Origin of the sequence: Streptomyces sp. NPDC047017 (assembly GCF_040644175.1) — a bacterium.
Classification (GTDB): domain Bacteria; phylum Actinomycetota; class Actinomycetes; order Streptomycetales; family Streptomycetaceae; genus Streptomyces.
Genome location: NZ_JBEYVW010000030.1, coordinates 15,564 through 39,951 on the forward strand (window position 1 = coordinate 15,564; position 24,388 = coordinate 39,951).

The window sequence follows — 24,388 nt, forward strand, 5'->3', positions numbered from 1 at the left end:
CCGGTCCCTTGACGGGCTGACCGGTCCCTTGACGGGCTGAGCGGTCCCTTGACGGGCTGAGCGGCCGCTCCGAGGGTTGACCGGCTCCTTTCAAGGATCGGCCGCACCGCCCCTCCAGGGGCTGACCGGCCCGCCGCGACCGGTCGCCCGGCAGAGTGATTCCGTGACCCCGCGCACCCGGGTGCCGCGGAGTCACGGCGCGGTGCGCGCGGGTCACTCCGGGTGCGCGCGCGAGTCACCGCGCGGTGCGCGGGTCACTCCGGGTGTACCCGAATCACGCCGGGGGGGGGGCGTCACCCTGCGCTGCTGTGCGCGTCCGCTCACCCCTCTCACCCCCGGTCACGCGCGATCTCCACCCCCATCACCTCGCGCGCGTGCCGGTCCGGCACCATGCCCAGGCGCCAGCCCTGCCAGCCCGCGTCCAGGTCCACGCCGCGCTCCAGCAGCAGCCGGTAGGCGTCGAGGGAGTGCTCCAGCCTGCCGTCGCGCAGCCGGTGCCCGGCCCGGGCCAGGGCGGCCAGGTCCTCCTGGGCGACCGCCGTACCGACCTCCACCCCGCCCGGCGCCGCGTACGGCAGCAGGGTGCAGCGCAGGAACCGGGCCCAGTCCTCGCCCCGGCGGTCGCCGTAGGAGCCGAACAGGGCCAGCGCCTCGTCGCACAGGGCCAGGGCCTGCGCGCTGCGGGCGTTGCCCGCGTCGACCACGGCCAGCTCCAGGCAGGTCCACGCCTCGCCGTGGGCGACGCCGATGCGCTGGAAGTCGGCCCGGGCGTCCACCAGGAGCTGGCGGGCGAAACCGGAGTTGCGCAGCGAGCCCGTCTGCGCCGCCCGCTGGTCGCGGGTCACCCGCGCCGAGTGGTGCCGGGCGCACGCCAGGCCGTAGACGTCCCGCATCCGGGAGAACATCGTGCGGGCGCGCTCCAGCTCGCGCACCGCCTGGTCGAGCGCGCCGGTCTCCTCCAGCGCCTGCCCCAGGTGGTACAGCGTCCACGCCTCGCCGCGCGCGTCCTCGTTGTCCCGGTGCCGGGCCGCCGCCCCGCGCAGCCCCTCCACCGCCTCCGGGGCCTCCCCGGCCACCAGCCGGGCCCGGGCCAGCTGGGTCAGCGCCCACGCCTCGCCGCGGGCGTCGCGGGTGCGGCCGTACCGCTCCAGGGCTTCGCGCAGATCGTCCTCCGCGCGCTCCACCTCGCCCAGCCGCAGCGCGAGCTGGCCCAGCTGGAAGTGCGCCCAGGCCTCGCCGTGCACCGAGCCGCCCTCCCGGTGCAGCACCAGGGAGCGGGTCAGCAGGTCCAGCGCCTCGGACAGATTGCCCCGGTCGCGCTCCACCGCCGCCAGCGCGTGCATCGTCCACGCCCGGTCGGTGGCCAGCTCGGGCACCGACTGCAACTGCATCGCCTCGCGCAGCCGTGCCGCCGCCTCGGTCAGGTTGCCCTGGTGGTGCAGGGTGATCCCGAGCGAGTTCAGGGCCCGGGCGGCGCCCGCGTCGTGGTCGGCCTCGCGGTAGAGGTCGACGACGGAGGCCAGGGTGGTGCGCGCCTTGTCCAGCTCGCCGAGCTGGCGGGCCGCGATACCGGTACGCCACTGCACCGAGCGGACCAGCAGTCCCTGGTCCACGGCCTGCGTCAGCTCGCTGATCTCACCGAGCCGGTACAGGTCGCCGCGCAGCAGGCAGTAGTCGCACAGCGCACCGAGCAGGTTCAGCACGGCCGCCTGGTTCACGCCCTCGGCGTGCCGCAGCGCGGCCGTGATGAAGCTCGACTCGTCGTCCAGCCAGCGCAGCGCCTCATCGAGGGAGGTGAAGCCGTGCGGGCTGAACCGGTCCGAGCGGGTCGAGTTGTTGCCGTCGACCAGGCGCAGCACCGAGTCGGCCAGCTCGGCGTAGTTGCCGATCAGCCGGTCCTGCGCGGCCGTCCGCTCGGCGGGTTCCTCCTCGTCGAGCAGGCGGGCGTGGGCGAAGGCGCGGACCAGGTCGTGCAGCCGGTAGCGGCTGCCGCGCACATGGTCGATCAGGCCCGCGCGGGCGAGCGCCGTCAACTGGCGGGTGGCCTCCTCCTCGTCCGTGCCCAGCAGCGCGGCCGCCGCGGCGGTGCCGAGCGAGGCGCGTCCCGCCAGGGCCAGGCGGCGCAGCAGCCGGCGGCCCGCCTCCGGCTGGTCGGTGTAGCGCAGCCACAGCGCCCGCTCCACCGGCTGCACCGGCCCGTACGCCTCCAGGTCCGTGGCCAGCCGGCGCGGCGAGCGCGGGCCGAGCGCGGAACCCGCGATGCGCAGCGCCAGCGGCAGCCCGCCGCACAGCCGGCGGACGCGCTCGGCGGACTCGGCGTCGTAGGGCTCCGAACCGTCCTGCGCGGCCGCGCCCATCAGCTCCTCCGCACCCGCCTCGTCCAGCGCCTCGACCGGCAGCTGGTACACCCAGGCCGGCAGGTCGGCGGGCAGCTCCAGGGGCTCGCGGGCGGTGACCAGGACCAGCCCGTCGGACCGCTCGGGCACCAGGGCGCCGACCTGGCCGGCGTCCGAGGCGTCGTCCAGCACGATCGTCACCGGCAGCCCCGTCAGCTGCTGGTCGTACAGCTCGCCCAGCCGCTTGAGCTGCTGCTCGGCGGAGGAACGGTCGCGGAAGAGCAGCTGCTCGCGGGGCGCGCCGAGCCGGTTCAACAGGTGCAGCAGCGCCTCGCGGGTGCTCAGCGGGGCGTCCTCCGGGCTGCCGCCGCGCAGGTCGACGACGACCGCGCCGCGGAACTGGTCCCGCAGGTCGTGCGCCGCCCGCACGGCGAGGGTGCTACGCCCGGAACCGGGCGCCCCGTGCAGCACCACCACCGTCGGCCGGGTCTGGCTGCTCGCGCGGGCCGCCTGCACCCACTGCCGGATCCGCGCCAGCTCCTGCCGCCGCCCCGCGAACACACCGACCGGCTCGGGCAGTTGCCCGAACGACTGCTCCAGCACGCTGCGCCGGCGCGCCGCCGCGCTCTTGTCCGCGCCGCGCAGCCGGGGCGCCGCCTTCTTCGGCGCGGTGGCGGCGGTCAGCACGCGCTGCTGGTCCAGGAACGGGCGGATGCCGCGCACCTCCAGCGCCGTCAGCCACTGGAGCCGCAGCTGCTCGGCGCCGCCTGGCTGCCCGGCCGCGCCCGCCCGGTGGTGGGCCGCGGGCAGATGGGCGGCGGTCACCTTCGCCACGGTGGCGGCCGCGCCGGCCACCCCGGCGACCACGCCCGCGCCGACGGCGGTGCCCGTACCGGTGCCCAGCGCCACATCGGCCACCACCGCGCCGAGCGCCCCGACCACCGCGACCACCAGCGGTGTCCCGGCGCCCTCGCGCGCATAGCGCTGCGCGAAGGTCAGCTGCCCGGCCGCCGCCTCGTCCAGCGCCCGGGTGTACGCCGCGTACTCCTCCTCCGCCGGAGCGGCGAGCGTGTCCAGCGCCGTCCGCGCCCGGGACAGCAGCACGGCCCCGTCCACCCGCCCGCCCGACCGCCGGACCTCCTCCTCCACGGCCCGCGCCAGCAGCCGCTCGGCCTCCGCCCGATGACCGTCCCGCATGTCCCGTCCCCCTCCGCACGCAACTCCATTGCCTACGAGTGTCCTTCGCCCCGCCCGCGAGCGCGAGGGTGCGTGGATCATCGGGCGGGGCTTGTGGGGGGCGCGTTCGGGAACCTTGTGGGCGATCACGGAGCCGGCCGCGAGGAAAGGCGCCTTCAGGTACTCGCGAAGCTTCTGCTCTCCCTCGCCGTCAGATGATCCCCAGGTCCACAGTGACGGAGAAGGGCGCGGCAGCCTTGATCGTGCCGGTGAACATGTCGCCGTCCCGGTAGGCCCTGGCGGCGGGGTCGAGAACGTAGGTGTAGACGATCGGGACACCGGTGGCGGCCTGCTCGACCCGCCAGTAGAAGGGGATTCCGGCCTTGGCGTACTGGTCCACCTTCACGATCCGGTCGGTGGTCTCCGAGCCGGGCGACACGACCTCGACGACCAGAAGTACATGCTCGGGGCGGGTGGGCGTGAGGTCGATGGTCTCCGCCCGGTAGACGATGACGTCAGGACGGCGGTTGGTGAGCGGGACGTCCTGCAGACGGACGTCGAAGTCCGTGTCGGCGTTCCAGTCCGGGCCCGCAGCGGCGTCCAGAGCGTTGGCCAGGATGCGGGCCAGCCGGTTGTGGCGCTTGGAGGCGCTCGGGCTCACGACGACCATCCCGTCCACGATCTCGATGCCGGCGCACTGCTCCTCGGACCAGGAGTCGTACTGTTCCGCGCTGATCTGCGTATGCATCCACGCGGGCGCCACCATCTCGGCGGTCATGGTGTACCTCCTTCGAGAGGCCTCGGCAGGTCCGGCGCTGCTGCGCCAAGCCTACTGTTTGGAGGTGCCGGGCTGCCTGACTCGGAAGGGAAGGAGCCGCCCGCCACGTGATGGCTCACCAGTGCAATTCGGCCAAGCGAGCAGGGCTCGTGAGGGTTTCGTCGGCCGAGCCGGGTGCTGTGAGAGGCTGGATCACATGAACCGGCTGGCTGGTGTGACCTCGCCTTATCTGCTTCAGCACGCGGACAACCCGGTCGACTGGTGGCCGTGGACCCCGGAGGCGTTCGAGGAGGCGCGGCGGCGGGATGTTCCCGTGCTGCTGAGCGTCGGGTACAGCGCGTGCCACTGGTGCCACGTCATGGCCCACGAGTCCTTCGAGGACCAGGACACCGCCGGCTACCTCAACGAGCACTTCGTGAGTGTCAAGGTCGACCGGGAGGAGCGGCCCGATGTCGACGCGGTGTACATGGAGGCGGTGCAGGCGGCCACCGGGCAGGGTGGGTGGCCGATGACCGTGTTTCTGACGCCGGAGGCCGAGCCGTTCTATTTTGGTACGTACTTTCCGCCCGAGCCCCGGCACGGGATGCCCTCCTTCCGGCAGGTGCTGCAGGGGGTGCGGCAGGCGTGGGAGACGCGGCGGGAGGAGGTCACCGAGGTCGCCGGGAAGATCGTGCGGGACCTCGCCCAGCGGGAGATCGGCTACGGGGGCACCCGGACGCCGGGCGGTGAGGAGCTGGGGCAGGCGCTGCTCGCGCTGACCCGTGAGTACGATCCGCAGCGCGGCGGCTTCGGCGGGGCGCCCAAGTTCCCGCCGTCCATGGTGATCGAGTTCCTGCTGCGCCACCACGCCCGCACCGGCTCCGAGGGCGCCCTCCAGATGGCCCAGGACACCTGCGAGCGGATGGCCCGCGGCGGGCTGTACGACCAGCTCGGCGGCGGCTTCGCGCGCTACTCGGTCGACCGCGACTGGACGGTCCCGCACTTCGAGAAGATGCTGTACGACAACGCGCTGCTGTGCCGGGTCTACGCCCACCTGTGGCGTACCACCGGCTCCGCGCTCGCCCGCCGCGTCGCCCTGGAGACCGCCGACTTCATGGTCCGCGAACTGCGTACCGAGCAGGGCGGGTTCGCCTCCGCGCTGGACGCCGACAGTGACGACGGCAGCGGGCGGCATGTCGAGGGCGCCTACTACGTGTGGACGCCGGAGCAGTTGCGCGAGGCGCTCGGCGAGCAGGACGCGGAGCTTGCCGCCCGGTACTTCGGGGTCACCGAGGAGGGCACCTTCGAGGAGGGCGCCTCCGTGCTGCAACTGCCGCAGGACGACGGGCTCTTCGACGCGGAGCGGATCGCGTCCGTGCGGCGCCGGCTGCTCGCCCGGCGCGCCGAGCGGGCCGCCCCCGGCCGGGACGACAAGGTCGTCGCCGCCTGGAACGGCCTGGCGGTCGCCGCGCTCGCCGAGACCGGCGCCTACTTCGACCGCCCCGACCTCGTCGAGGCCGCCCTCGGCGCCGCCGACCTGCTGGTCCGGCTGCACTTGGACGAGCACGCCGCGCTGGCCCGCACCAGCAGGGACGGCCGGGTCGGGGCGAACGCCGGGGTGCTGGAGGACTACGCCGACACCGCGGAGGGCTTCCTCGCACTCGCGTCCGTCACCGGCGAGGGCGTCTGGCTCGACTTCGCCGGGCTCCTCCTCGACCAGGTCCTGACCCGGTTCACCGACCCCGCCACCGGCTCCCTGTACGACACCGCCGCCGACGCCGAACAGCTGATCCGCCGCCCCCAGGACCCCACGGACAACGCCACCCCGTCCGGCTGGTCGGCCGCCGCGGGCGCCCTGCTCGGTTACGCGGCCCACACCGGCTCGGAGGCGCACCGCACCGCCGCGGAGCGGGCGCTCGGCGTGGTCCAGGCGCTCGGCCCGCGCGTGCCGCGCTTCACCGGCTGGGGGCTGGCCGTCGCCGAGGCCGCCCTCGACGGGCCGCGCGAGGTCGCCGTGGTCGCCTCCGCGCCCGACGAGCCGGGCGCCCGGGAGCTGCACCGCACGGCCCTGCTGGCGGCCGCGCCCGGCGCCGTGGTCGCCTTCGGCACGGCCGACGGCGACGAGTTCCCGCTGCTCGCCGGCCGTCCCCTGGTGGGCGGCGAGCCGACCGCGTACGTCTGCCGCGGCTTCACCTGCGACGCCCCGACGACCGACCCGCAGGGGCTGCGGGCCGCGCTGGGCGGCTGACGCCAGGTATCGGGCCGGGTACCGGGTCAGGTGCCGGATCTGACGAAGTCCAGCGCCCCCGCCACGATCGCCTCCAACTGCTCGTGGTGGGCGCCCTTCCAGTAGGCGCGCCCGCAGTCGCGGCACTGGGCGAAGACGTCGTACGTGCTGCGCGTGCCGTGTTCGAGCCGGTCGGCCACCTCGTCCTTGGTGGCCTGCCGCAGCGGGCCGTTGCAGGCGGTGCAGCGGGTCCAGGGCCGCAGTCCGGGGTGGAAGCGGTCCAGGACGTCGTGGAGCTGGTCCTCGGGGCGGGTGCTGTAGACGAAGGCGCCCGCCCACAGTTCGCGGCGGCGCAGCAGCCCGCGGTCGCGGCTGAGCAGCACCCGCCGCTCGGCCGCCGAGCGGGCGGCGAGCGCCGGGTCCCCGATGTCCGTGGACTCGTACGCCGTGTCCACGCCGAGCAGGCGCAGCCGGCGGGCGAGGGTGCCCAGGTGCACGTCGAGCAGGAAGCGCAGCGGAGCGCCGGGCACCCGCTGGGGGCGTACGACGGCACCGACCCGGACCGTCTCGCCGGCCCGCGGCACATGCGCCACGGGCACCTCGCGGCCGTCCACCTCCAGTGCGCCGACCTCGGTCAGCGGGACGCCGAGGGACTCCACGACATGGCCGAGCGTGGAGACGCCGTCGGTGACGACCGCGGTGGCGCCCCGGCGTCGCCCGTGCGGGACGAACAGGCGCAGGCCGGGGGCGAACTCGACATGGATCTCAGGACCGTTCACCCGGTCAGGATGGCACGGGCGGCACCGGGCGCCTCAGCCGTTCTCCGGCGGCGGCCCGTGGCCGAGGACGGCGAGGGCGCGGTCGACGAGGTCCGCGAGGTCGTCGCGGTGGCCGTGCTCGGCCCAGTACAGGGTGGTCTCCAGGAGCGTGCCGGCCAACGCCATGGCCCAGGCCCGTACCTCCAGGCTCTCCGGGTCGCGGCCGGTGCGCTCGGTGAGGGCGGCGCACAGCAGGCGGCCGGTGGCCGACGCGCTCTCCATCATCCGCGAGCGCACCGCGGGCACCTCGACCATCAGCCGGGTGCGCAGGCGGGAGATCTCCGGGTCGTCGTCCACGCCCGGGGCGAGGGCCTCGCGCAGCACCTGGCGGACGGACTCCGGCCACGGCTCGCCGGCCGGCCGGGCACGCAGCCGCGCCGCCGGGAACGGGTCGTACGCGTCGGTGAGGACGATGTCCTCCTTGGCGGGGAAGTACCGCAGGACGGTCGACGGCGACACCTCGGCCCGGTCGGCGATCTGCTCGATCGTCGTGGCGTCGTACCCCTGCTCCCGGACCAGCGTGTACGTCGCCGTGCGGATCGCCTCCCGGGTCCTGATCTTCTTCCGCTCCCGCAGGCCGGTCCGGGGACGGTCGGCGGGAGCGTTTCCGGAAGAGCCCCCGGGTCCGCCCCCGGGAGCGGACGGGGAAGAGGGCTTGGGGGAGCGTGCGGCCGTCATGGGTTCATTGTCCGGTGTTCGCCCCGGGGCTAGCCGTGCTGGTACGCCACCAGGGAGATCCCCACGTAGTGCACGACGAAGGCGGCCAGGGTCAGGGAGTGGAAGACCTCGTGGAAGCCGAACCAGCGCGGGGAGGGGTTGGGGCGCTTGATGCCGTAGATGACGCCGCCCGCGCTGTAGAGCAGTCCGCCGGCGATCACCAGGACCAGCACCGCGATGCCGCCGGTGCGCAGGAAGTCGGGCAGGAAGAAGACGGCGGCCCAGCCCATCGCGATGTAGCACGGGGTGTAGAGCCAGCGCGGGGCGCCGACCCAGAAGACGCGGAAGGCTATGCCGGCCAGGGCGGCGGCCCAGATGCCCCACAGCAGCCACTCGCCGGTACCCCCGGGCAGGAGCAGCAGGGCCAGCGGGGTGTAGGTGCCCGCGATGATCAGGAAGATGTTCGCGTGGTCCAGGCGGCGCAGGAGGCCGCCCATGCGCGGACCCCAGTCGCCCCGGTGGTAGAGCGCGCTCACCCCGAACAGCAGGCAGGCGGTGAGGACGTAGATCCCGCAGGCGACGCGCCCGCGGGTGGAGTCGGCGAGCGCGGTCAGCACCAGGCCGGCGATCAACACGGCCGGGAACATGCCGAGATGCAGCCAGCCGCGCAGCTTCGGCTTGATCGGATGCGGCAGGGAGAGCGCGACCGGACCGCGGCCGTCGGCCGGCGTGTCCAAGGGCGCGTCGGAGGCGGACGCAGTCATGCGCGCATGGTACCTACGTCACCGTAAGTCGGTCGTCAGTGCGGTCGGTGAGCGCGGTGATCACGGGCGAACGGGGCGAACGCAAAAAGTCCTTCAGTCGAAGCCAACACGAACGCAAAGAATCGCGGAAATCGTGGGATTCGTCACGCTGCTCACCTGTGCGGCCCTCTGGACAGATGGGCACGCGCGTCGGATGATCAAATGAGTGCGGTCGGCACCGGATGAGCGGCTACGAAGCATCCGGGTCGCAGCCCCCACGGGGCGGACAAGACAAAAACCCCTCATTTAGGAGCAATCGTGGCGCGCGACATCGCGGCTCCCTCCGTCGTTCCCACCCAGCACCAGGACCTGGTCTCGTGGGTCAACGAGATCGCCGAACTGACCCAGCCGGACAACGTGGTCTGGTGCGACGGGTCCGAGGCCGAGTACGAGCGGCTGTGCGAGGAGCTGGTCCGGCAGGGCACCTTCCGCAAGCTCGACCCGATCAAGCGCCCGAACTCCTACTACGCGGCCTCCGACCCGTCCGACGTGGCCCGCGTCGAGGACCGTACGTTCATCTGCTCCGCGAAGGAGGCGGACGCCGGCCCCACCAACCACTGGAAGGCCCCCGCCGAGATGCGGGAGATCTTCCGGGGCGAGGGCGGCGAAGGCGGCATCTTCCGCGGCTCGATGAAGGGCCGGACGATGTACGTCGTCCCGTTCTGCATGGGCCCGCTGGGCTCGCCGCTGTCCGCGATCGGCGTCGAGATCACCGACTCCGCCTACGTCGCCGTGTCCATGCGCACCATGACCCGCATGGGACAGCCGGTCCTCGACGAACTCGGTGCCGACGGCTTCTTCGTGAAGGCCGTGCACACCCTCGGCGCCCCGCTGGAGCCGGGCCAGGCGGACGTCCCCTGGCCGTGCAACTCCACCAAGTACATCTCGCACTTCCCCGAGGACCGCGAGATCTGGTCCTACGGCTCCGGCTACGGCGGCAACGCGCTGCTCGGCAAGAAGTGCTACGCGCTGCGCATCGCCTCCGTGATGGCCCGCGACGAGGGCTGGCTGGCCGAGCACATGCTGATCCTCAAGCTCACCCCGCCCACCGGCGAGTCCAAGTACGTCGCCGCCGCCTTCCCGAGCGCCTGCGGCAAGACCAACCTGGCCATGCTGGAGCCGACGGTCTCCGGCTGGACCGTGGAGACCATCGGCGACGACATCGCGTGGATGCGGTTCGGCGAGGACGGCCGGCTGTACGCGATCAACCCGGAGGCCGGTTTCTTCGGTGTCGCGCCCGGCACCGGCGAGCACACCAACGCCAACGCGATGAAGACGCTGTGGGGCAACTCGGTCTTCACCAACGTCGCCCTCACCGACGACAACGACGTGTGGTGGGAGGGCATGACCGAGGAGGTCCCGGCCCACCTGACCGACTGGAAGGGCAACGACTGGACGCCCGAGTCCGGCACCCCGGCCGCGCACCCCAACGCCCGCTTCACCACCCCCGCCGCCCAGTGCCCGATCATCGCGCCGGAGTGGGAGGACCCCCGGGGCGTGCCGATCTCGGCGATCCTCTTCGGCGGCCGCCGGGCCAGCGCGGTGCCGCTGGTGACCGAGTCCTTCGACTGGAACCACGGGGTCTTCCTCGGTGCGAACGTCGCCTCCGAGAAGACCGCCGCCGCCGAGGGCAAGGTCGGTGAGCTGCGCCGCGACCCGTTCGCCATGCTGCCGTTCTGCGGCTACAACATGGGCGACTACATGGGCCACTGGATCGAGGTCGGCAAGGACAAGGACCAGTCGAAGCTGCCGAAGATCTACTACGTGAACTGGTTCCGCAAGGACGACCAGGGCAAGTTCGTCTGGCCCGGCTTCGGCGAGAACAGCCGCGTGCTGAAGTGGATCGTCGAGCGCCTGGACGGCAGGGCCGAGGGCGTCGAGACGCCGATCGGCGTGCTGCCGACCGAGGCGGCCCTGGACACCGACGGCCTGGACCTGTCCGCGTCCGACCTGAAGTTCCTGCTCACGGTCGACAAGGACGTATGGCGTGAGGAGGCCGCGCTGGTCCCCGAGCACCTGAACACCTTCGGCGACCACACGCCCACCGAGCTGTGGGACCAGTACCGCGCGCTGGTGGAGCGCCTGGGCTGAACCGGCCGGCCACGGCAGCACCCGCGAGGGGCCGGACACGCGCGACGGCGTGCGGGTCCGGCCCCTCCGGCGTGCGCGGGCTCACCCGGACGGCGTACACCGCCGTATGGCCCGGTCCGCTCCGGGTACCCGGGGGCCGTCCCGGTGAAGGAGTGTGATGAGGGCATGGCTGGAGACGGCGACTTCTACAAGCACGACCGTCCGGACGAGACCGACCTGGAGGAGGACCGCCCGCGCGGCGGCGGCCCCGAGGACCCGCAGGGCCGGGGCAACTGGCCGGTCTGGGCGGTGGTCCTGGCGATCCTGGTGCTGTTCGTGGTCTTCGTGGTCATCTTCGGCTGACGCCGGCGCGCCCGGCGCGCATCCGGTGTGCCCGGTGGTCCTGGGTGTGCTCGCCGCGCCCGGCCGGTGCCCGGCGGGTTCCGCGGGTGCTGATGGCGCCCGGTCCGCGCGTCGCTGCGGGTGCACGCGGACCGGGGCCGTTTCAGGAGCCCTTCGGGGAGAGGGGCCGGCGGGGGCCCTTCGCCGTCAAGGGCCGGCGGGAACCCCTCGGGGAGAGGGGCTAGTGGGCGGCACCGCTGAGCTTTTGGTGGTCATCCCGCCCGGCGGCCGCGTGCGCGTCCATCCGCTCGGCCGCCAGGATCGCCGCCGCCGTGTCCGCGCGGGAGGCGGCGACGACGAGGGCGCGCCCGGCCAGCGCGTGCGCCCGCCGGTGCAGCGCCGCCGCCTGGCCGGCCACGTCGCCGGGGGGCGCCGAGGCGCGCAGCGGAGCGCGGCCGCGCAGCCGCGTGACCTGCTCCGCGAGCCGTTCGGCCGCCTGGTCCAGGTCGGCGCACGGGCCGCTCGCGCGCAGCTCGTCGGTGACGGCGAGCAGGGCGGCGAGATGGCCCGCGAGCTGGAGGTCCAGCTCCTCCTCGCGGGAGCGGTGGGGGAAGTCGGAGGGGGTGCCGGCCATCGTGCTGTGGACCGACTTGCTGCGGATCGGCTCGTACATGGGATGGCCTCCTGTGCTCTGACAGAAAGCATCCTACATTAGAATCCGTCTAAAGTTGAGTCGGGTCGCGGAACCGGACCGCGAGGGCACGCACAGTGAGCGCCACAGGGGCGTCACACCTGGCCGTACCCGTCCAGGAAGGTGCCGATCCGGCTCACCGCGTCCCGCAGGTCGCCGACCGTGGGCAGGGTGACCACGCGGAAGTGGTCGGGCTCGGGCCAGTTGAAGCCGGTGCCGTGGACGACCATGATCTTCTCGCGGCGCAGCAGGTCCAGGACCATCCGCCGGTCGTCCTTGATCTTGAAGACCTTGGGGTCCAGGCGCGGGAAGAGGTACAGCGCGCCCTTGGGGCGTACGCAGGTGACGCCCGGGATCTGGGTGAGGAGCTGGTGGGCGGTGTCCAGCTGCTCCTTGAGCCGGCCGCCGGGCAGCACCAGGTCCTCGATGGTCTGCCGCCCGCTGAGCGCCGCGACCACGCCGTGCTGTCCCGGCATGTTGGCGCACAGGCGCATGTTGGCGAGGATGGTCAGGCCCTCGATGTAGGAGTCGGCGTGCGCGCGCGGACCGGACAGGGACATCCAGCCGACCCGGTAGCCCGCCACCCGGTACGCCTTGGACATGCCGTTGAACGTCAGGGTCAGCAGGTCGGGGGCGACGGCGGCGGTCGGGGTGTGCACGGCGCCGTCGTAGAGGATCTTGTCGTAGATCTCGTCCGAGCAGACCAGCAGGTTGTGCCTGCGGGCGATGTCGGTGAGCCCCTTGAGCACCGCCGGGTCGTAGACCGCGCCGGTGGGGTTGTTGGGGTTGATGACGACGATCGCCTTGGTGCGGTCGGTGACCTTGCGCTCCACGTCGGCCAGGTCGGGCATCCAGTCGGACTGCTCGTCGCAGCGGTAGTGCACGGCGATGCCGCCGGACAGCGAGACGGCGGCGGTCCACAGGGGGTAGTCCGGCGCCGGGACGAGGACCTCGTCGCCGTCGTCGAGCAGCGCCTGCATCGCCATCACGATCAGCTCGGAGACCCCGTTGCCGATGAAGACGTGCTCGACGTCGGTCTCGATGCCGAGGGTCTGGTTGTGCATGACGACCGCGCGGCGGGCGGCCAGCAGGCCCTTGGCGTCGCCGTAGCCATGGGCCGTGGACACATTGCGGAGGATGTCCTCCAGGATCTCCGGGGGGCACTCGAAGCCGAACGCCGCCGGGTTGCCGGTGTTCAGCTTGAGGATGCGGTGACCTGCGGCTTCCAGCCGCATCGCCTCCTCCAGGACCGGACCCCGGATCTCGTAACAGACGTTGGCGAGCTTCGTCGACTGGATCACCTGCATGTCTGGGAGCTTACGGCCCGGTAACGCCCGATGGCTCGTGTTTTCCGCCACTGGGGATGCCCGCGTCCCGGAGCCTGGCGTGTGGATCATGCCGGGTGACCCCGTGCAGGGAAACCCCTATGACCTGAAACCGCTCCTTGTCCCCGCCCCGCGCTGCGCTGAGAATGCGCATGACAAATCAGAGGGCGGCCGGGAGAACTCCGGCCGCCCCCGTCGCAAGAGGGGACCCCCACATGAGAAAGCCTCTCGTCGCCGCGCTCTTCACCCTGGCGATCGCCGGGGCCGGCGCGGCACCCGCCCTGGCGCAGGGCGCCGAGGGCGGCCCGGCGCACGCCGCCGCCCCACGGGCGGCCGCCGCCGTCAAGCAGGCGCCCACGGCCAAGGCGGTCGACTTCGCCGGCACCGTCGCGCTGAGCAACTGCTCCGGCTCGGTCATCCGCTTCCCCGCCTCCGCGGACAGCGACCCGGCGCTGGTGCTCAGCAACGGCCACTGCCTGGAGACCGGCTTCCCCGAGCCCGGTGAGGTCATCACCAACCAGTCCTCCAGCCGCTCCTTCGGGCTGCTCAACTCGGCCGGCTCGCAGGTGGCCACGCTGCGCGCGAACAAGGTCGTCTACTCCACGATGACCGACACCGACATCACGATCTACCAGCTCACCCGCACCTACGCGCAGATCAAGAGTTCCTACGGCATCAGCCCGCTGACGGTGAGCGACACCCACCCGGTGGCCGGCACCGCCATCAAGGTGGTCTCCGGCTACTGGAAGAAGATCTACAGCTGCAACGTCGACGGGTTCGTCTACCGCCTCAAGGAGGGCGACTGGACCTGGAAGGACTCGCTGCGCTACACCTCCGCCTGCAACACCATCGGCGGCACCTCCGGCTCGCCCGTCGTCGACGCGTCCACCGGCAAGGTCGTCGCCGTCAACAACACCGGCAACGAGGACGGCGAGCGCTGCACGGTGAACAACCCGTGCGAGGTGGACCAGAGCGGCAACGTCACCGTCCGCAAGGGCATCAACTACGCCGAGGAGACCTACCAGATACCGGCCTGCTTCACAACCGGCAACAAGCTGAACCTGAACGCGGCCGGGTGCGTCCTGCCCAAGCCGTAACCGCCCGGCGCGGGGCGGGCGGTCACACCGGAGTGCGGCGGACCGCGCGCCCCGCCAGCACATCCGTGCGCCGCCCGTCCTCGATCACGAACCGGCCGTCGACCAGGACGTGCGGAATGCCCGTGGGCAGCGCGCGCGGCCGGTCGAAGGTCGAGCCCGCCGCCACCGTGGCCGGGTCGAAGAGGACCAGGTCGGCCCGGTGCCCCTCGCGTACGACGCCCCGGTCCGGCAGCCGCAGCCGCGCCGCCGGGCGGCCGGTGAGGTGTGCGACGCACTCCTCCAGCGACAGCACGCCCAGCTCCCGCACGTACCGCCCGAGGTAGTGCGGGAAGGTGCCGTGGGCGCGCGGGTGCGGCTTGGTGCCCTGGAGGATGCCGTCGGAGCCGCCGGTGTGCACCCGGTGCCGCATGATCGCCCGTACGTTCTCCTCGTGGCCGACGTGCTGGAGGATCGTGGTGCCGAGCCGGTCCTCGACCAGCAGGCGGCGGGCGACGGCCCAGGGGCTCTCCCCGCGCCGGGCCGCCGACTCCGCGACCGTGCGGCCGACATGGCCGGCGAGCGCCGGGGCGGTCACCCCGGAGACCTCGATCGTCTCCCACTCCACCGGCACGCCGTGGCAGCCGTCCGCGCCGGTGACCTCCAGATGGTGGCGGACCCGCTCGGCGGTGTCCTCGTCCGCGAGCCGGGCGAGGACCCGCTCCGGGCCGCCCTCGCTCGCCCAGCTCGGCAGCAGTGCGACCAGGGTGGTGCAGCCGGGCGTGTAGGGATAGGTGTCGAGGGTGATGTCGGCGCCGGCGGCGAGCGCCTCGTCCAGCAGCGCCAGCAGCTCGGGCGCGCGGCCCTTGTTGGGGCCGAAGTTCATGGTGGCGTGCGCCAGGTGCAGCGGGCAGCCCGCCTCCCGGGCCAGGGCCACCATCTCCGCGTACGCCTCCAGGGCGCCGGCGCCGTAACTGCGGTGGTGCGGGCAGTAGTAGCCGCCGTACCGCGCCACCACCCGGCACAGCTCGGTCAGTTCGGCGTCCCGGGCGTACATGCCGGGCGTGTAGGTGAGCCCGGAGGACAGGCCCACCGCGCCCTGCGCCAGGCCCTCGGCGACCAGTCGCCGCATCCGGTCCAGCTCGGCGGGCGTGGCCGGGCGGTCCTCCCAGCCGACCGCGAGCGCGCGGACCGTGCCCTGCGGGATCAGGTACGCGGCGTTCACCGCGATGCCCCCGTCCAGCCGGTCCAGGTACTCGCCCACCGACCGCCAGTCGAAGTCGACGTCGTCGCCGTGCCCGTTCCAGCCGGTGATCGCCCGGCGCACCTCGGCCAGGGTGCGGTCGTCGACCGGCGCGTACGACAGCCCGTCCTGGCCGATCACCTCCAGGGTGACGCCCTGGGCGGCCTTCGCGCTGTGATCGGGGTCGCGCAGCAGGGCCAGATCGCTGTGGGCGTGCATGTCGATGAAGCCGGGCGCCAGGACCAGACCCTCGGCGTCCACCGTGCGGCGCGCCCAGGGGCGTCGGCAGCCGGCCGCCGCGGCCTCCTTGACGACCGACACGATCCGGCCGTCGCGGACCGCCACGTCGGCGCGGTAGGAGGGCGCGCCCGTGCCGTCCACGACGTCCGCGTCGCGGATGACGAGGTCGGCGCGGTCGGCCGGCTCGACCGGGTCCATGGGGCTCCTCCTCTTCCGGTCCCAGAAGGACGTGTGGTCTTGGCCGTGTGGTTCTGGCTGTGCGGTTCTGACCGTGTGGTTCTGGCTGTGTGGTTCCGACCGTGTGGTTCTGGCCGTGTGGTTCTAGAAGAACGTGCGGACGTAGTCGACGACCGTGCCGTCCGCCTCGGCCACCGGGATCAGCGGCCACTTGTCGAAGGACGTGCACGGGTGGGACAGCCCCATCCCGACCCAGTCGCCGACCGCGAGGTCCGCGCCGGGGGCGGTGCGCAGCCAGGCGTGCTGGTCGGACAGGCCGGTGACCGTGATGCCGGTCGCCGGGCGCTCGGCGTCCGCGCCGGGGCGGCGCACCACCTGGGCGAAGGGCAGGTCGAGGTCATGGGCCGCGTCGCGCTTGCCGGCGTTGACGAACGCCTGCTCCCCGGTGGGCCGCGAGACGACCTGCGCCCACAGCCGGAACGCCGGCTCCAGCGCGCCCTCCTCGGGGACCCGGTTGAACGGGGTGAGCGCGCGGTAGTGGCCGTCGTCGTGCGAGACGTACGCGCCCGAGCGCAGCAGCTTCAGCACCGGCCGGGACAGCTCGGGGACGCGGGCGAACTCGTCGGCCACCGCGTCGAACCAGGCGCTGCCGCCCGCGCTGACGACGATCTCCTCCGCCCCGGCGAACCGGCCGGCCGCGTCCAGCCCGGCGGCCAGCGCCACCAGCCGCCGCAGGTACGCCCGTACCCGCTCCGGGTCGGCCCGCGGGACCTCGCCCTCGTACCCGGCGACCCCGACGAGCCGCAGGGTCCCGGCCGCCGCGACCGCCGCCGCGACCGCCGCGCACTCGGCCTCCGTACGCGCCCCGGTGCGCGCGCCCTCGCCCGCGCCCAGCTCCACCACCACGTCCACCGGACGCCCGGCGCCCGCCGCGCGCAGCGCCGCGTCCATCAGGGCGACCCCGGGCACGGAGTCGGCGTAGCAGACGAACCGGAAGGACGGGTCGGCGTCCAGTTCGGCGGCGATCCAGCGCAGGGCGGCCGCGTCGACCAGCTCGTTGGCGAGGAAGACCCGCCGGACGCCGAAGGCCCGCGCCACCCGCACCTGGTGCGGCACGGCCAGGGTGATGCCCCAGGCGCCGTGCTCGATCTGCCGGTGGAAGAGCTGCGGGGCCATGGAGGTCTTGCCGTGCGGGGCGAAGGCCAGGCCGTGCCGGGCGGCGTAGGTCTCCATCAGCTCCAGGTTGTGCGCCAGGCGCTCGGCGGACAGCGCCAGCACCGGTGTGGCGAAGCCGCCGGTGAACAGGTTGCGCCGCTGGGCGGCCAGCTCGCCGACGGTCAGCCCGTCCGCGTCCGGCGGGAGCCCCTTGAAGCGGTGGTCGACCCGTTCCTCGGCCAGGCCGGTGAGCGCCTCGCTGCTCATGGAACCTCCCTGATCAGGTACGTTGCATTATGTGCAATGCTCATTGCGTATATCGCTTGGTGCTGTCTAACATCTCGGCCACGCGAGGTCAACGAAACGACCGCGCCCGCACCCCCCGGCACCGGCCCCGCACCCCCACCACCGAACCGAGGAGCTACGAGCATCGTGACCCCCACCGGACCCCGCGACGGCCCCGGCGTCGTGGACGTCGTCGCGCTCGGCGAGTCCATGGTCACGTTCCTGCCCTCCCGCCCCGGCCGCCTCGCCGACGTCCCCTCCTTCACGCGGGCCATCGGCGGCGCCGAGTCCAACGTGGCCTGCGCGCTCGCCGCCGCCGGGCACTCCGCCCGCTGGATCAGCCGGGTCGGCGCGGACGGCTTCGGCGACCATCTGGTGGAGACGATCGGGGCGTACGGCGTCGACGTGGCCTGCGTACGCCGCGATCCAGGACGGCCCACCGGCGTCTACTTCCGCACCGCGGGCGACCGCGCCACCGACGCCCACGAGGTGGCGTACTACCGGGCCGGGTCCGCGGCCTCCGCGATGGCCGTCGACACCCTCGACCGGGCCGCCGCCGACGCCTGCCGGGTGCTGCACCTGTCCGGGATCACCGCCGCGCTCTCCCCGCGGTGCCTCGGCCTGCTGCGGCACCTGCTCGCCCCGCGCCCCGGCCGCCCGCTGCTCTCCTTCGACGTCAACCACCGGCCGGGCCTGTGGCGGGCGCCCGGCGGCGCCCGGGTGCTGCTGGACCTGGCACGCGGCGCCGACCTCGTCTTCGTCGGCGAGGACGAGGCCGAACACGCCTGGGCGGTGCGCGGCGGCCCGCGCGCCGTCCGCGACCTGCTGCCCGAACCCGCGACCCTCGTCGTCAAGCAGGGCGGTGCCGGAGCCACCGTCTTCCACTCCGGCGGCACCGCCTTCGTCCCCGCCCTGCACGTCGACGTCGTCGCACCGGTCGGCGCCGGCGACGCCTTCGCCGCCGGGTTCCTCTCCGCCACCCTGCGCGCCCTGCCCGCCCGCGACCGGCTGCGCCACGGCCACCTGATGGCCGCCGCCGCCCTCACCGTCCCCGGCGACCTCGCCCCGCCCCCCGCCCGCGACCACGCCGACCGCCTGGCCGCCCTCGACGACCGGGCGTGGGGGAGACTGCGACTCGGCCCCGGCTGGACGGACACCGCCCAGGGGCCCCAGGAGGAGGAACGTACGCCATGAGCCAGACCGTCGACCGCGCGCTGAGCATCCTGCCGCTGCTCGCCGAGGGCCCCGCCGACCTCGGACAGGTCGCCGACCGCCTCGGCGTCCACAAGTCCACCGCCCTGCGGCTGCTGCGCACCCTGAACGAACACGGCCTGGTCTACCGCCAGTCCGACCAGCGCTACCGCCTCGGCGCCCGGCTCTTCGCCCTCGCCCAGGAGGCCGTGGAGAACCTCGACATCCGCGAGATCGCCCACCGCCACCTGCTGCGCCTCAACGAGACCTGCGGCCACACCGTGCACCTCGCGGTGTACGAGGAGAACGAGGTCCTCTACATCGACAAGGTCGACAGCCGCTACCCGGTGCGCATGTACTCGCGGATCGGCAAGCCCGTCGCGATAACCGTCGCCGCCGTGGCCAAGCTGCTGCTCGCCGACCTCCCCGAGCCCGAGCGGCGCACGGTCGCCGAACGGCTCGACTACCCCCTGTACACGGCCCGTTCGACCCCCGGCCCGGCCGCCTTCCTCAAGGAGCTGGCCACCGTGCGCGAACAGGGCTGGGCCACCGACCTCGGCGGCCACGAGGAGTCCATCAACTGCGTCGCCGCCCCCGTCCGCGGCGCCGACGGCCGGGTGGTCGCCGCGATGTCGGTGTCCGCGCCGAACGTCGTCGTCACCGCCGACGAACTCCTCACCCTGCTCCCGCTGGTGCGCCGGACCGCGGACGCCATCAGCGGCGAGTACTCCGGCAGAACCCCCGTGACCACCCCAGACAGGGACACCGTATGACCGAGAAGACCGCCCTCACGCCCACCACCCACACCGTGCCGCCCGCGAAGTTCTCCCACGGCGTGCGGAAGGGCGACATCCTCCAGGTCGCCGGCCAGGTCGGCTTCCTGCCCGCCGAGGAGGGCAAGCCCCCCACGCCCGCCGGCCCCGGCCTGCGCGAGCAGACCCTGCAGACCCTCGCCAACGTCAAGGCCATCCTCGAAGAGGGCGGCGCGAGCTGGGACGACGTGATGATGATCCGCGTCTACCTCACCGACGTGGACCACTTCGCCGAGATGAACGGCATCTACAACACCTACTTCGAGGAGCAGGGCCTCACCCAGCCGCCCGCCGCGCGCACCACGGTCTACGTGGGCCTGCCCGCCGGACTCCTCATCGAGATCGACGCGCTCGCCGTCCTCGGCTGACGCCCGCCTCGGCTGAAGCCCCCCTCGGCTGACACTCCACCCCTCGGCTGAAGCCCCCCTCGCCCCACCGCACGTCGTCCCGCACGGCGCGGCGCCCGCACTTCCCGGGTGCCGCGCCGCGATCCCCCCTGCCCGAAAGCCCCCTGCACTTACGGTACTTAGCCAGAGGACCCCCGAATGTCCCCCTCGCTCGCCGCCGCAGCCCCGCAGACACCCCCGCACACCGGAGGGCTGCTCCTCCTCGTCGACGGGACGACCGGCCTGCTCCTGGTGGCCGCCCTCGGCATCGCCCTGCTGCTGTTCCTGATCATCAAGGCGCGGCTCCAGCCGTTCGTCGCGCTGCTGGCCGTCTCCATAGCCGTCGGCCTGCTGGCCGGCCTGTCCGTCACCGAACTCTTCGGCACGGTCCAGAACACCGGCGCCGTCTCCACCATCGAGTCCGGCATGGGCGGCATCCTCGGCCACGTCGCCATCATCATCGGCCTGGGCACCATGCTCGGCGCGATCCTGGAGGTCAGCGGCGGCGCGGAGGTCCTCGCCGACCGGCTGCTCGGCCTCTTCGGCGAACGGCGCGCCCCGCTCGCCATGGGCCTGACCGGCCTGATCTTCGGCATCCCGGTCTTCTTCGACGTCGGCATCTTCGTCCTCGCGCCGCTCGTCTACGCGGCCGCCAGGCGCGGCGGCAAGTCGATCGTGCTGTACTGCATGCCGCTGCTCGCCGGCCTGTCCATGACCCACGCCTTCCTGCCGCCGCACCCCGGCCCGGTGGCCGCCGCCGGGCTGCTGCACGTGCAGCTCGGCTGGATCATCCTCATGGGCGTCGTCTGCGGCATTCCGGCGGTGCTGGCCGCCTGGGCGTACGCCGCCTGGATCGGCAGGCGCGTCCTCGTCGAGGTGCCCCAGGACATGGCCGAGGCGGCCGAGGAGGCCAAGCGGGCGGTACTGGAGGAACAGCGGGCCTCCGGCGTCCAGCCGCGCGAGACGCCCGTGCCGCTGGGCACCGTCCTCGGCATCATCGGCACCCCGCTGGTACTGATCCTCGCCGCCACCTTCTCCTCGGTCGCGCTGGACCCCTCCACCGGCCGGTCCGTGATCGAGTTCTTCGGCCACCCCTTCGTCGCCCTCACCATCGCCCTGGTGCTCGCCTACTACCTGCTGGGCGTGCGCCGCGGCTGGTCCCGCAAGTCCCTGGAGAAGGTCTCCACGGCCTCCCTCAAGCCGGTCGGCAACATCCTGCTGGTGGTCGGCGCGGGCGGTGTCTTCGGCGCGGTGCTCAAGGCGAGCGGCGTGGCGCAGGCCCTGTCCGACACCTTCCACGGCGTGGGCCTGCCGGTGATCGTGCTGGCCTACCTGATCTCGCTGGTGCTGCGCGTCGCGCAGGGCTCGGCGACGGTGGCGATCGTGACCACGGCCGGGATCGTCGCCCCGCTGCTGGCCGCGGGCCACCACTCCCAGGCGTTCACCGCCCTGGTCATCATGGCCATCTCGGCCGGCTCCATCTTCGCCTCGCACGTCAACGACGGCGGCTTCTGGATGGTGGCGAAGTACTTCGGCATCAGCGAACGGGACACGCTGCGCACCTGGACGGTCCTGGAGAGCGTGCTGTCGGTGGCGGGGTTCGCGGTGGCGGCCGTGCTGAGCCTGTTCGTGTGAGCGGTCGCCGGCCGGTTGTAGGAGTCTGATAACGAAGTAGGGGCTGACTGTCCCCGGCACAGGATCGTGAACCATACTGCCCGCTGTGGAGCAGCGCAAAGGTTCGAGCAGCCAGCCCCTGAAGAACGAGCCCGTGACGGGCGCCGGATTCGACCCGGCGTTCGTCCCCGGCCTCACCTCACCCGCGCAGGCGCGCCCGCGCACGGAACCGGAGACGGAACCGGAAGCGGAAGCGGTAGCGGAACCGGTGGAGACGCGGCCGGAGGAGGCGGCGGCGCCGGTCACGCCGGCCGAGGACGCGGTGCCGGACGGCCCCGGGCCCGGCGCCGGTTCCGACGCCGAGGACGGCGAGGACGCCGGCGAGCCGGACGCCGAGGAGCCGGACGGCCCGGTGTTCGAGGCCGCCGACCGCCGCGCCCGGATCGTCGCCGACCACCGGGGCGTACGCCTCGTCCTCGACGACCAGGAGTGCGAGTTCCGCTGGGACGAGATCGCCGCCGTCGAGTCGGCGACCCCGCGCTTCGGCAAGCGGTTCACCGTCACGGTCCACACCCCCGAGCGCCGCTGGTACCCCATCGAGATCGAGGCCCCGTCGCGGTCCCGCTTCAGCGAGTGGGAGACGCGGTTGGACGCGGTCCTGGACGCGTACTTCGAGGACGGGGAAGCGGAGGCGGAAACGGACGAGTCGCCCAAGGACGAGTCCACCAAGGACGGGACGCCCAAGGACGGGACCACCAAGGACGAGTCGTCCAAGGACGGGACCACCAAGGACGAGTCGTCCAAGGACGGCGTGGAGTCCTGACCGCCGCCGATGCCGCACCCCCCTCGGCGAGGGCGGTGCGGCACCGGCCGTTCCGGTTCCGGGGCCGGTGGCAGCCGGGGTTACGGCAGGGCGTGGACGTGCGCGCCCACCGAGTTCGACCAGGCGTTGCCCGCCGCCGCGTCCCAGTTGGTGGACCAGGTCATGGCGCCGCGCAGGTCGGGGTAGGTCTTCGACGGCTTGAAGGTGCCGCAGCCGGTCTGCCTGGTCAGGCAGTCCAGGGCGTTGTTCACCACGGTGGGGGAGACATAGCCGCCGCCCGCGGCGCTGGATGAGGCGGGCAGGCCCAGGCCCACCTGGGACGGCGCGAGGCCGCCTTGGAGCTGGATGCAGGCAAGGGCCGTCAGGAAGTCGACGGTGCCCTGCGCGTACACCTTGCCGTCGCAGCCCAGCATGGCGCCGCTGTTGTAGTACTGGGTGTTGACGACCGTGAGGATGTCCTTGATGTCCAGCGCGGTCTTGAAGTAACCGGCGGACGTCGACTGCATGTCGATGGTCTGCGGGGCCATCGTGATGATCAGGGACGGTCCGGCCTTGGCGGACAGGGCGCGCAGGGCCTGTGCCATGTAGGTGGGGTTGAGGCCGTTCTCCAGGTCGATGTCGACGCCGTCGAAGCCGTACGTCTGCATCAGGGAGTACACCGAGTTGGCGAAGTTGGCCGCGGAGGCGGAGTCGCTGACCGAGACGGTGCCCTTCTCGCCGCCGACCGAGACGATGACCTTCTTGCCGGCCGCCTGCTTGGCCTTGATGTCGGCCTTGAACTGGTCGACGGTGTAGCCGTTCAGGCCGGCCGAGTCGAGGGTGAAGGTGACCGCGCCCGGCGTGGTGGTGGCGTCCGCGAAGGCGACCGCGATGATGTCGTAGGCGGCGGGGACGTCGGAGATCTTCTGCACGGTGGCGCCGTTGTTGAAGTTCTGCCAGTAGCCCGTCACGGCGTGCTTGGACAGGGTGCCGCCGCCTCCGCCTCCGCCGGTGGCCGACGTGGTGGCCGTCACCGCCGCCGACCTGGCCGACTCGCCCGCCGCGTTCACCGCGGTGACCTGGAAGGAGTACGCGGTCGAGGCGGTCAGTCCGGTCACCGTGGCCGATGTGCCGCTCACCGACTGGACCTTGGCGCCGCCGCGGTAGACGTTGTAGCCGGTCGCGTTGGAGACGGGGTTCCAGGCCAGGGAGACCGAGGAGGACGTGGTGCCGGTGGCCGCGAGGCCGGCCGGCGCCGCCGGGACCGTGGGCGCCGGGTCACCGCCGCCGCCCCCGTCCGGGCCGGAGACCGACACGTCGTCCGCGTAGTACGCGGCCTGCCCGTACCAGCCGTGCAGGTACACCGTCACCGAGGTGGTCGAGGACCCGGTGGTGAAGGTGGTGGACAGCTGCTTCCAGCTCGCCGTGTCCGGCGTCCACGTCGACACGTCGGTGGTGCCCGTGCCGGTGGCGCCCAGGTAGGCGTACCCGCCCTGCACCCACGCGCTGAGCGTGTACGTCGAGTTGGGCTTGACCGCGACCGCCTGGGTGCACTGGGCGTTGTCCTGCCCGGCCGGGGTGGCCTTGAGCGCGGCCGAGCCGCTGTGCACCGGCGAGGAGACGGTCGTGCCGCTGCCGGCCGAGCACGTCCAGTTGCTCAGGCCCGACTCGAAGCCGGCGTTCCTGGCGTTGTTGACGTCGGCGGCCGAGGCCAGGCCGGTGCCCGCGAAGGAGAGGGCGAGGGCGGCGATGACGGCTCCGGACCAGATGGTCAGCGGCCGGAGCCGACTGGGGCCGGTCGTGCCTGGTGCGCCTGGTACGCGGTCCACTGGGTCCTCCGAGGGGAAGAAGGGGAGGGAGGGGGAGGGGGCTGAGCGACGGTGGCCACCGTTGGTCGTACAAGTTGGTCCAGACCAATTGGCTTGTCAAGAGGTCCAGACCAAGAACGGTGCCGTTCCTCCCGGTTCGGCCCGCACCCCCTTCCCGCGCGCCCGGCGGCCGCGGTCAACGGGCGGCACCGGCGCCCACGCTTGAGGGGGTGTGCAGGATGCACAACCTGCCCCCTTTTGCAGTGACTTGTGCGCCCCCAGTTGCCATAGAGCTGCTGAATCGCTGTTCTCCCCTCACAGCGCCGTGGTTACAGTGCTCACGTAGTCACGCTGTGAAGTCGACTCGGTGCGCCGGCGGAACGACGGCGGGCCGGCAGGG

19 protein-coding genes are annotated in these 24,388 nt (G+C 73.0%); 9 read left to right on the forward strand and 10 right to left on the reverse strand.

Going from position 1 to position 24,388, the window contains the following annotated elements; genetic code table 11:
- Nucleotides 1-329: 329 nt before the first annotated feature.
- Entirely contained in the window at nt 330-3,533 is a 3,204-nt protein-coding gene (locus tag ABZ858_RS34720; RefSeq protein ID WP_361388100.1) for a tetratricopeptide repeat protein, read from the reverse strand.
- A 190-nt stretch (nt 3,534-3,723) separates the two neighbouring features.
- On the reverse strand, nt 3,724-4,290 hold the full coding sequence (locus tag ABZ858_RS34725) for a Uma2 family endonuclease (RefSeq protein WP_361388103.1): 567 nt from the start codon (nt 4,288-4,290) through the stop codon (nt 3,724-3,726).
- A gap of 196 nt (nt 4,291-4,486) precedes the next feature.
- On the opposite strand from ABZ858_RS34725, the gene ABZ858_RS34730 reads away from it, so the two are divergent.
- Nucleotides 4,487-6,517: a thioredoxin domain-containing protein gene (locus ABZ858_RS34730; RefSeq protein WP_361388106.1), complete on the forward strand. Its 2,031-nt coding sequence runs from the start codon at nt 4,487-4,489 to the stop codon at nt 6,515-6,517.
- A 26-nt stretch (nt 6,518-6,543) separates the two neighbouring features.
- Here ABZ858_RS34730 and ABZ858_RS34735 read toward each other — a convergent pair whose 3' ends face one another.
- From ABZ858_RS34735 to ABZ858_RS34745, 3 genes are read right to left on the reverse strand one after another with little or no spacing between them, the layout of a single operon-like run.
- Nucleotides 6,544-7,275, reverse strand: a complete 732-nt coding sequence (locus tag ABZ858_RS34735) for a Mut7-C RNAse domain-containing protein (protein ID WP_361388109.1) — start codon at nt 7,273-7,275, stop codon at nt 6,544-6,546.
- Between the two features lie 33 nt (nt 7,276-7,308).
- On the reverse strand, nt 7,309-7,992 hold the full coding sequence (locus ABZ858_RS34740; protein ID WP_361388112.1) for a TetR family transcriptional regulator: 684 nt from the start codon (nt 7,990-7,992) through the stop codon (nt 7,309-7,311).
- A gap of 29 nt (nt 7,993-8,021) precedes the next feature.
- Nucleotides 8,022-8,735, reverse strand: coding sequence for a hemolysin III family protein (locus ABZ858_RS34745; RefSeq protein WP_361388115.1), 714 nt, complete (start codon nt 8,733-8,735; stop codon nt 8,022-8,024).
- A 297-nt stretch (nt 8,736-9,032) separates the two neighbouring features.
- Between ABZ858_RS34745 and ABZ858_RS34750 the strand changes: the two genes are divergently transcribed.
- On the forward strand, nt 9,033-10,865 hold the full coding sequence (locus ABZ858_RS34750; RefSeq protein ID WP_361388118.1) for a phosphoenolpyruvate carboxykinase (GTP): 1,833 nt from the start codon (nt 9,033-9,035) through the stop codon (nt 10,863-10,865).
- A gap of 165 nt (nt 10,866-11,030) precedes the next feature.
- Complete coding sequence (locus ABZ858_RS34755) at nt 11,031-11,207, forward strand: hypothetical protein (RefSeq protein WP_361388121.1); 177 nt, start codon at nt 11,031-11,033, stop codon at nt 11,205-11,207.
- Between the two features lie 220 nt (nt 11,208-11,427).
- Here the strand turns inward: ABZ858_RS34755 and ABZ858_RS34760 are convergent, their stop codons facing one another.
- On the reverse strand, nt 11,428-11,859 hold the full coding sequence (locus ABZ858_RS34760; RefSeq protein WP_361388124.1) for a hypothetical protein: 432 nt from the start codon (nt 11,857-11,859) through the stop codon (nt 11,428-11,430).
- Nucleotides 11,860-11,972: 113 nt separating this feature from the next.
- Nucleotides 11,973-13,184, reverse strand: a complete 1,212-nt coding sequence (locus ABZ858_RS34765) for a pyridoxal phosphate-dependent aminotransferase (RefSeq protein ID WP_361388127.1) — start codon at nt 13,182-13,184, stop codon at nt 11,973-11,975.
- Nucleotides 13,185-13,417: 233 nt separating this feature from the next.
- On the opposite strand from ABZ858_RS34765, the gene ABZ858_RS34770 reads away from it, so the two are divergent.
- The gene (locus tag ABZ858_RS34770; protein WP_361388130.1) at nt 13,418-14,299 is read left to right on the forward strand and encodes a serine protease; all 882 of its coding nucleotides are present in this window, start codon (nt 13,418-13,420) and stop codon (nt 14,297-14,299) included.
- 22 nt (nt 14,300-14,321) lie between these two features.
- Here the strand turns inward: ABZ858_RS34770 and ABZ858_RS34775 are convergent, their stop codons facing one another.
- Nucleotides 14,322-15,956 carry a D-aminoacylase gene (locus ABZ858_RS34775; RefSeq protein WP_361388133.1) on the reverse strand — a complete coding sequence of 545 codons (1,635 nt, stop codon included), beginning with the start codon at nt 15,954-15,956 and terminating at the stop codon, nt 14,322-14,324.
- A gap of 123 nt (nt 15,957-16,079) precedes the next feature.
- Nucleotides 16,080-17,357, reverse strand: coding sequence for an amino acid deaminase (locus tag ABZ858_RS34780; protein WP_361388136.1), 1,278 nt, complete (start codon nt 17,355-17,357; stop codon nt 16,080-16,082).
- Between the two features lie 165 nt (nt 17,358-17,522).
- Here ABZ858_RS34780 and ABZ858_RS34785 point away from each other — a divergent pair, with 165 nt between their 5' ends.
- The 5 genes from ABZ858_RS34785 (at nt 17,523) to ABZ858_RS34805 (ending at nt 22,201) form a co-directional block, all read left to right on the forward strand.
- On the forward strand, nt 17,523-18,569 hold the full coding sequence (locus ABZ858_RS34785; protein WP_361388139.1) for a sugar kinase: 1,047 nt from the start codon (nt 17,523-17,525) through the stop codon (nt 18,567-18,569).
- Nucleotides 18,566-19,339, forward strand: coding sequence for an IclR family transcriptional regulator (locus ABZ858_RS34790; RefSeq protein ID WP_361388142.1), 774 nt, complete (start codon nt 18,566-18,568; stop codon nt 19,337-19,339). The genes ABZ858_RS34785 and ABZ858_RS34790 overlap by 4 nt, the downstream gene beginning before the upstream one ends.
- Nucleotides 19,336-19,746 (forward strand): RidA family protein, encoded by a 411-nt coding sequence (locus tag ABZ858_RS34795; protein ID WP_361388145.1) that lies wholly within the window; start codon nt 19,336-19,338, stop codon nt 19,744-19,746. The genes ABZ858_RS34790 and ABZ858_RS34795 overlap by 4 nt, the downstream gene beginning before the upstream one ends.
- Nucleotides 19,747-19,923: 177 nt before the next feature.
- Complete coding sequence (locus ABZ858_RS34800) at nt 19,924-21,399, forward strand: gluconate:H+ symporter (protein WP_361388148.1); 1,476 nt, start codon at nt 19,924-19,926, stop codon at nt 21,397-21,399.
- A gap of 85 nt (nt 21,400-21,484) precedes the next feature.
- Nucleotides 21,485-22,201 carry a hypothetical protein gene (locus ABZ858_RS34805; protein WP_361388151.1) on the forward strand — a complete coding sequence of 239 codons (717 nt, stop codon included), beginning with the start codon at nt 21,485-21,487 and terminating at the stop codon, nt 22,199-22,201.
- An 80-nt stretch (nt 22,202-22,281) separates the two neighbouring features.
- Here ABZ858_RS34805 and ABZ858_RS34810 read toward each other — a convergent pair whose 3' ends face one another.
- A complete protein-coding gene (locus tag ABZ858_RS34810; RefSeq protein WP_361388249.1) occupies nt 22,282-23,949 on the reverse strand; it encodes a glycoside hydrolase family 18 protein in 1,668 nt (555 codons plus the stop codon).
- Nucleotides 23,950-24,388: the final 439 nt, after the last annotated feature.